This is a genomic window from Rhodocyclaceae bacterium, from assembly GCA_020248265.1.
Taxonomy (GTDB): Bacteria; Pseudomonadota; Gammaproteobacteria; order Burkholderiales; family CAIKXV01; genus CAIKXV01.
In genome coordinates this window covers 181,306-189,556 of the sequence record JADCHX010000019.1, presented here as the reverse complement: position 1 = coordinate 189,556, position 8,251 = coordinate 181,306, and the positions used below count along the sequence as shown (strand labels likewise).

Genomic DNA, 8,251 nt, shown 5'->3' with positions numbered 1-8,251 from the left:
CGGCTCGGACACGCTGCGGCTGAGCGAGGCCAGCGGCTACAGCCGCGATGTGGTGATCGTGAAGCGAGGCGACAGCACACGGACGCAGACCGACGCGGTGCTGCCGAGCGGCATCAACCCGACGGGTAGCGGCTTCGACACCTTCTCTGCGACGGCGAGCGCGCACGATGTGCTGGACCTGCAGTCGCGAGTGATCGCGGCCGATGCCTCGAACGTCGACGGGATCGACTCGGGCGTGATTGCGCGGCACGACATCACGAGCGGGATCGTCACCTTCCGGGATGCGTCGGGCACCGTGGTGACGATCGGGCAGGCGACGAACCTGGGTCTGGCGCTGACCTACCTCGAGCAGAACATCACGACTGCGGGTACGACGGTGGCGTTCCGGGGCGACTTCGACAACAACGGGGTGGCCGATTCGCTGTGGGTTTTCCAGGACCTTGGCGTGCGGTCGGGGCTTGCGATCGCCGACACCGTGCTGCGCGTGGGCTATGCGAACCCGACGGACCTGGCGGCGGTGACGCTGGGCACGGCCGCGGGCGCGAACGTGCTGCAGTTGCAGGACACGACGACACCCGATCCGGACAACCTCGCCCTGGTGACCGGGGCGGCGGGTGGTCTGCTGCTGGAGTTCACCGAGACAGTGTCGCTCGGTGCGCAGTTCAACACCGGCCTCACGCTGCTGAAGAATGGCACGACGGCGATGACCGTCACCGCCACCACGGGCGTGGGCACGAACGCGATCACGATCACCACGAGCACGGCGCTCGCGGACACCGACTGGGTGATGGTGCGGCCCAACTATAACCCGGCCGATCCGGCGAGGCTGTGGCAGGACGAGGTTGGTAACCTCGCGAGGCTCGAGCCCGACGACTACACGCCGGTGGTGGGCGGCAATGGCGACAACACGATCGACCTGAGCGCGCTGACCACGGGCCTGTCCTCGGGCTTCGATATCATCGGCAGGGCGGGCAACGACACGATCGTCGGCTCGGCGCAGGCCGATTACTTCATCGCGGGTAACTCGGGTGCGGACGATCTGACCGGCGGCGCTGGCACGGACACCTTCCGTTTCGATCAGGGTGACTCGACGGAGATCACCAGCCGTACGGGCTCGAACGGCTCCTATATCTGGACCTTCGGCAGCGGGGTGGACGTCGTCCGCGATGCCTCAGCCGGTGAAACCATCGAGCTTGACGGAGGTCTGGCGGTGCGCACGGGCGATCCGGCTGGAGTTGCCAACGGCGAATACGCGGTGGTCCGCGGCGAGTGGGCGGGAACCTCGGCCGTGGGCAGCAGCATCTTCACGCAGAACGGCGCCGGTTCCGACACGCTGATCCTCTGGGACGGAACACCGGGCTCCGGATTCTCGGCGCACGCGATCGTTCTGGAGAACACGCCAACGGTGACGGTGACCGGAAGAGACACGATCATCATATGAACCGGTGCGATGGGCTCGATTGCGCCGGCGGACGGCGGTGGCGATCGCGCAGTCGTCACGGCGACAAGCCAGGAACGGCCCCTGTCGGGCGCAGTGTCATTCGACACGCGGGTGGAACGGTCCCGAAGCCGGCAGGGCACCTGCTCGGCGCGGCTCAGGCAGGAGTCGGGAACAGGATTCCGTGGGGCTTGCGTCTCGCATGTGCGGCGTTATGTGTGCTGGCCGGAACCGCCGCAGCGGAGGATTTCGACAGACTGCTGGCCGAGACGCTCGCCAGCCACCCGACGGTCGAGGGCAGGCGCGCCGGGCGCGAGACGGCGCGGTTCGAACGGGAGGGCGCCCAGTGGCAACTCTATCCGACCCCGTCTCTGGAGGTGGCTGGGCGCAGCTCGGATGTTGTCGGCGTCGGCCGCAACTCGAGCGTGTTCGCGCTCGAACAGCCGCTTTGGGCGGGCGGCCGGCTCGCGGCCGGCGTGCGGGCGGCCGGCTTCAGGGAAGCGGCGGCCGAGGCGACCATTCTGGAGGCGAAGCAGTCGATCGGCCTGCGCGTGATTTCGGCCTACACCGAGGCGCAGCGGTTCCGTGCCCGCGAAGCGCACGCACAGATCGCGGTGGCGGAGCACGAGCGACTGCTCGCGCTGATCGATCGCCGTGTACAGCAGGGTGTGAGCGCGCCCTCGGACCGCGATTTCGCCAGCTCGCGGCTCGTGCAGGCCGTCACCGACGTCTCGGTCGCGGAGCAGGGCGCGCAGACGGCGCTCGGGCAGCTCGCGCAACTCGTCGGGCGGTCCGTGCGGGTACTTGCCCCGGTCTCGATGCAGGGGCGCTTGCTGCCCGTCTCGGTCGAGGAGGGGACCGCGCGGGCGCTGGAGCGCTCGCCGGTGCTCGCAAGGCTCGACCAGGAGTTCCGGGCGGCCGGGGAGCAGGTCGAGATCAGCCGCGCAGTGCCGCAGCCGCAGTTGTCGGTACGCGTCGAGCGGCAGTTCGGTGACTTCGCCGACAACCGCGCTCTCTTGCTGCTGCGCGCGCTGCCGGGAGCGGGGTTCTCGGCGGCCTCCGCGATCTCTGCCGCGCGTGGCCGCCAGCAGGAGGCGCAACTCGCACGCGAAGAGTCGCAGCGTCTCATTCGCGAGCAGGTGCACACCGCGTACACGGAGTGGCGAGCGGCCCAGGGTCGCCTCGACAACGTGCGCGAGGCTGTGAACCTGTCGCAATCGGTGTTCGATTCCTACAGTCGGCAGTACGTGGCCGGGCGCAGAACCTGGGTAGACGTCCTCAATGCGGTACGCGAAATCACGCTCGCGCAGTACACCGCAGCCGATGCTGAAGCGCAGGCGCGCGCCGCCGCGCTGCGGCTCTGGCTGCTCACCGGTGAGGCGCCGCTCGGCGAAGCGGATGGCGCCCCTGGCAGGGGCGGGCCGCGATGAGCGCGGGGGACCGGGCCATGATCGAACTCCTGCGCCGCACCGCACAGCTTTCGGGACAGCGTGTGGCGCGCTCGCGTATCGATGCGGTGCGCGCGTCGCTCGAGCGCAGCGCGGCTGCGGCGCCCGTCGGGCGCTTCCTGGCCGCGTGGCGCGCGGCCGGGCTCGTCGGCCAGCTCTCGCCAGTGCAGACGCCTTCGCGCAGCGATCTTCCGCTGCTTGCATGGCGCGAGGCGGGTGGCTTCGCGCTACTCGTCTCGGTGAGCCCTGACGGCCGATTCGGCGGGCAGGACGAGACGGGCAGCCCGGTTTCGATCGGCGCACAGGAGCAGGCCACCTTCCTGCGCCTCGCGACCCAGGCCGAGGTCGAGGCCGTACCGCGGGCGCTGCCCTGCATCGCGCGGGCGGTCTGGGCCCGCCGGATCGTGATCGTGGAGGCGGTGTTCGCCACGCTCGTGGTGAGCCTTCTCGCGCTCGGCGCTTCGCTTTACGCGATGCAGGTGTTCGACCGCGTCATTCCGAACCAGGGCTACCAGACGCTATGGGTGCTCACCGCCGGGGTCGTGGGTGCGATCCTGCTCGAATGGCTGCTCAAGCAGGTACGCGCGCACCTGGTCGACAACGCCGGTGTGGAGATCGACAAGGAACTCTCGCAGTGGTTCTTCGAGCGCATGCAGCACACGCGGCTCGACGCGCGTCCGAGCACCGTAGGCACCCTGGCCGCGCAGGTGAAGGGCTTCGAGACTGTGCGGGCCATGCTCACCTCGACGACGCTGTTCGTGCTGGCTGACGTGCCGTTCGCGGTGTTCTTCGTGGTGGTCATCGCGCTGCTCGGCGGCGCGGTGGCGGTGATCCCGATCATGGTGCTGCCGGTCGCGCTCGTGGCGGGGCTGGCGTTCCAGCGTGCGATCTACCGCCAGGCTGCGCGCATGACGGCGAGCAGCTATCGCAAGAACGGGCTGCTGGTGGAGTCGGTGGAGGGCGGCGAATCGCTGAAGGCCGCGCACGGGGAGTGGCAGTTCGCCGCGCGCTGGAAGGCCCTCGTGTCCGAGGTCGCCGATGCCGACGAGCGTATCCGGCGGTTCTCTGCGTGGTCGCAGAACCTCACCGTGCTGCTGCAGCAGCTGGGCTACGTGGCGCTGATCGCCATGGGCGCCTGGCTGGTGGTGCGAAACGAGCTCACGATGGGCGCACTCATCGCGATCAGCATCATCAGCAACCGCGCGATCACGCCGATCGTGCAGCTGCCGGGTATCCTGGTTCAGTGGGCGCACGCGCGCGCGGCGATCGACGGGCTCGACGCGATCCTCGCCCTGCCCGGTGACCACGATCGCGCCGACGAGCAGCTCACGCCCGAGGTGCTCGAGCCTTCGCTGCGTCTCGAGCGCCTGCGCTTCTCCTATGGCCTGCAACGTATCGTGCTCGAGGCCGAGCACTTCACGATAGGGCCTGGCGAGCGCGTCGGGCTGATCGGTCCGGTCGGATCAGGCAAGAGCACGCTGCTCAAGACGCTGTCCGGGCTCTACCGGCCGACCGAGGGCCGGGTGTTTCTCGGCGGCGTGGACTTGACGATGCTCAACCCGATGGTGGTGCGAGAGATGATCGGCTATCTGCCGCAGGACCAGCGGCTGGTGAGTGGCACCCTGAGGCAGAACCTCGTGCTCGGACTGGCCGACCCGGGCGACGAGGCCATCCTCGCGGCCGCGCGGCAGACCGGGCTCTTCGAGCTGCTCACGCAGAACCCGAGAGGGCTTGCACTGGAAATCGGCGAGGGTGGCCGGGGCGTCTCCGGCGGGCAGAAGCAGCTCGTCGCGCTGACCCGCCTCGTCCTCGCACGGCCGCAGCTGTGGTTGCTCGATGAGCCCACGGCATCGATGGACAGCGACGCCGAGACCCGCTTGATTCGCCTGCTCCGAGACACGCTGCAACCAGCCGATACTTTCGTGGTCGCGACCCACAAGACCGCCTTCCTGCCGCTGCTCACACGGCTCGCGGTGGTGCGCGACGGCCGGGTGGTACATGACGGCCCGCGCGATGCGGTGCTGGCGTCACTGCAGGGGCGGGCCGCATGAAGACGGCGGCGCAGCGGCGCATGGGGGGACGGGCGACGTCGCACGTGTTGCTGTGGACGACGATCGGCGCCGTCGCGGCCTTCATCGCGTGGGCCAACTGGGCGCGCCTGGACCAGATCACGCGGGCCCCTGGGCAGGTGATCACCACCTCGCGCAACCAGGTGATCCAGGCGCCGCCCGCCGGCGGTGTGCTGGAGTCACTGCTGGTTCGCGAAGGTGCGACCGTGTCCAGGGGCCAGCTGCTGATGCGATTCGAGCGCGCCAGGCTCGGCGCAAACTACGAGGAGGCGGCGACGAAGGCTGCGTCGCTGCGCGCGCAGCTCGCGCGGCTCGGGGCCGAGGCAGCGGGGCGCAGCGCGCCGGAGTATCCGCAGGACCTGGCGGGCTACCCACAGTTCAAGGACACGCAGACGGCCTTCTTCCTGAAGCGCCGCCAGCTGCTCGAGGAGGACATCGGAACACTCGAGAAGCTGAGGGACCTCGCACAGCGCGAGCTCGACATGAACCTGCCGCTCCTCAAGTCGGGCGATGTGAGCCAGGCAGAGATCCTCAGGCTGCAGCGGCAGGTTGCCGACCTCGGCGGCCAGATCGCGAGCAAGCGCAACAAGTTCTTCCAGGACATCCAGGCCGATCTCGCCAAGGCGCAGGAAGAGCTCTCGGGCATTCAGCAGGTCATGGCGCAGCGGCGCGAGGAGCTCGTGCTGACCGATGTCCGCGCGCCGATGGACGGGGTGGTGCGCAACGTGCGTCTCACGACTATCGGCGGTGTCGCGCGCCCGGGCGAGGAACTCATGCAGATCGTGCCGGTGGAGGATAGCCTGGTCGTCGAGGCCAAGGTGCGCACGGCGGATATCGGGTTCCTGCGTCGGAACCTGCCGGCGACGGTCAAGCTCGACGCGTTCGACTACGCGATCTACGGCGTGCTCCACGGACAGGTCACGTTCATCAGCGCCGACACTATTTCCGAGCAGATCGCCGGGCAGGAGGTGTCGCTCTACCGCGTTCACGCCAGGATCGAGCGCCACGACCTGCGGACGCGGGCAGGCGAGCGCCTGGAAATCCAGCCCGGGATGACCGGTACCGTCGAGATCAAGACCGGGGAGCGGACGATCTGGGAATTTCTCACCAAGCCGATCACCCGGACGCTGCAGGAGTCGCTGCGCGAGAAATAGCGTCGCCCGCGGTGCCTGCCGGAAGCCCATCGGCGGTGTGGGCGGCTGGATCCGGTGTCCGCTAAAGGGCTCGGAGTAGTGCAGGCGCGCGCGCCCGGCTGTGAGCGACTGCAGATGAGGGACGCGAAGGTCCTCCAGTGCAGCCTGGCCGCGAAGGCCGGCTGACGTTGAATGTGCCGTTTTCCGTGACAAATTGCACACAACAAACGCATGATATTGCCGTATCGTGCGATTCGAGCAGGGAGGAGGCCGGAGGGCACCGGCCTCGGGTCGCGCCGGTGTCGTCAGGGGCGAATGCCGGGTCGATGTCCGGGGAAGATCTGCCGCCCAACGGATCGTGGGGATTGCCGGATAACGGGGTTTTTCAGATGTCTTTCCCTGCTCCTGCTCGGTGCGCCCGGCGCAGTCGGGGCGACCGGCTGGTTCGTCAACCAGCAGAGCGTGCTTGCGATCGGGCGGGCTGGTGCCGGCACGGTGGTCGACACGGCCGATCCTGCTGCCGCATACTTCAACCCGGCTGCGCTTCTGTCGCCCGGAGTGAACTACGGGCGCGGGACCGAGTGGTCCCTGGGGGCGCAGGTGCTGATGCCCCGAGCCTCGCTGCGCGACCTCGGGTCGACCGCCAGGAGCCCGGGCAACGGTCTTGTCGCGCAGCCCTATCCGGGTACGGGCTTCGACAATCCCACCAATCCGACCCTGGTACCGAACCTGTTCGTGGTGCATCGTCTTTCCGACGGGCGGACCGCACTCGCAGCGGGGCTCACCTCTGCGTTCGGGCTGTCCTCGACCTTCAGCCCCGAGTGGTTCGGACGCTACGATTCCACGCGCGTATCGCTCGAGACTGTGAACCTGACCGTCTCGGCGGCGCGTCTGCTGACCGAGACCCTGTCGATCGGTGGCGGCATCGACTGGCAGCATGCGCAATCGGATCTCCAGTCCGCGCTGCCGGACCCGTTCGCCGCCGTCCCGACCGCGTCCACGGATGGCCGCGCCCGCCTGCGCGGAAGCGGCTCGGGTGTCGGCATGCACTTCGGCGCGAGCTGGGCGGCTACGCCTGCGCTGAGGGTGGGTGTGCATTACCGATCGGGGATGGACATCGCGCTGAGCGGCACGAATACGGTACAGGGCCTCACCGGGCAGCTGGCGGCCGCGAACGGTACGGTGGGCGCAATCACCGAGCTGCGGATGCCGGCTATGGCCGGTCTCGGCGTGGTCTGGGCTGCCAGCCCGTCCCTCACGGTTTTCGCGCAGTTCGATACGTACGGCTGGGGACGGTTCGGGGACCTTCGCGTACGGCTCGCCGACGGCAGTGCCGACCTCGTGCGCCCGAGCGGCTACCGGGACGCCTCCGCCGTGTCGCTGTGACGGCAGTGGCAGCGCAGCGAGTCGCTCGCGCTGCGCGCGGGCGTGCGACGCGAGCAGACGTAGACCACCGACGGGTTGCGCGACACCACTTTCCCCGACGGTGCGCGCACGTGGCTCACCGCCGGGGCCAGCCTGCGCCCAGGCGCCCGTTCGACGATCGATCTGGCGCTCCAGCACGCGATGTTCGAGGATGGTCGCATCGACCTGTCACGCAGCTTCTACGGCGGCACGCCGCTGGCGACGACCGTGCAGGTGTCGGGCGTCGCACGCAGCCCGTCGGTGACCACGATCGGCGTCGCCTGGCGCCTGCGGCTGTGAGTCGTTGACCCTCGCAAATCTCTGGAGACGCAGATGGCCAAGGAACGTATCGTGGTGCTGGGCGGCGGCTGTGCAGCCATGGCCACCGTATTCGCGCTGACCGACCGCCCCGGCTGGCAGGAGCGCTACGACATCACCGTCTACCAGCCTGGCGGGCGGCTCGGCGGCAAGGGGGCCGCCGGACGCAACGAAGATCGGGGCGACCGGATCGAGGAACACGGCCTGCACCTGTGGAGCGGCTTCTACGAGAACGCGTTCTGGATGATGCGCAAGGCCTTCGCCGAACTCGAACGGCCGCCGTCGGCCCCGGTCGCGACCCTGCACACCGCGTTCAAGCCGCGTCACTTCGCCGGCCTCGGCAGCGAGTCGCGTGGCGACGCGATATTCTGGAGTGGCTACCTGCCGCAGGATCCCGGACAGCCCGGGGATTTCATCCCGGACGATTAAGCGTCGCCGGGG

The 8,251-nt window shown here is 69.0% G+C and carries 7 protein-coding genes; all 7 read left to right on the top strand.

Going from position 1 to position 8,251, the window contains the following annotated elements; genetic code table 11:
- A partial coding sequence (locus ING98_16890) for a hypothetical protein (protein MCA3103546.1) occupies positions 1–1,441 on the top strand: 1,441 nt, incomplete at its 5' end.
- Positions 1,442–1,656: 215 nt separating this feature from the next.
- Entirely contained in the window at positions 1,657–2,868 is a 1,212-nt protein-coding gene (locus ING98_16885) for a TolC family protein (GenBank protein MCA3103545.1), read from the top strand.
- 17 nt (positions 2,869–2,885) lie between these two features.
- Complete coding sequence (locus ING98_16880; protein MCA3103544.1) at positions 2,886–4,937, top strand: ATP-binding cassette domain-containing protein; 2,052 nt, start codon at positions 2,886–2,888, stop codon at positions 4,935–4,937.
- A 20-nt stretch (positions 4,938–4,957) separates the two neighbouring features.
- Positions 4,958–6,109: an HlyD family efflux transporter periplasmic adaptor subunit gene (locus ING98_16875; protein ID MCA3103543.1), complete on the top strand. Its 1,152-nt coding sequence runs from the start codon at positions 4,958–4,960 to the stop codon at positions 6,107–6,109.
- A gap of 441 nt (positions 6,110–6,550) precedes the next feature.
- Complete coding sequence (locus ING98_16870; protein MCA3103542.1) at positions 6,551–7,474, top strand: outer membrane protein transport protein; 924 nt, start codon at positions 6,551–6,553, stop codon at positions 7,472–7,474.
- A 75-nt stretch (positions 7,475–7,549) separates the two neighbouring features.
- Entirely contained in the window at positions 7,550–7,792 is a 243-nt protein-coding gene (locus ING98_16865) for a hypothetical protein (GenBank protein MCA3103541.1), read from the top strand.
- A 33-nt stretch (positions 7,793–7,825) separates the two neighbouring features.
- Positions 7,826–8,239, top strand: coding sequence for an NAD(P)-binding protein (locus ING98_16860; protein MCA3103540.1), 414 nt, complete (start codon positions 7,826–7,828; stop codon positions 8,237–8,239).
- The last annotated feature ends 12 nt before the right edge of the window (positions 8,240–8,251 follow it).

What these genes read in the sequence shown, in the direction of transcription:
- ING98_16880 (MCA3103544.1), top strand. Translation starts at nt 2,886, where the DNA reads ATGATCGAACTCCTGCGCCGCACCGCACAGCTTTCGGGACAGCGTGTG.
- ING98_16875 (MCA3103543.1), top strand. Translation starts at nt 4,958, where the DNA reads ATGGGGGGACGGGCGACGTCGCACGTGTTGCTGTGGACGACGATCGGC.
- ING98_16860 (MCA3103540.1), top strand. Translation starts at nt 7,826, where the DNA reads ATGGCCAAGGAACGTATCGTGGTGCTGGGCGGCGGCTGTGCAGCCATG.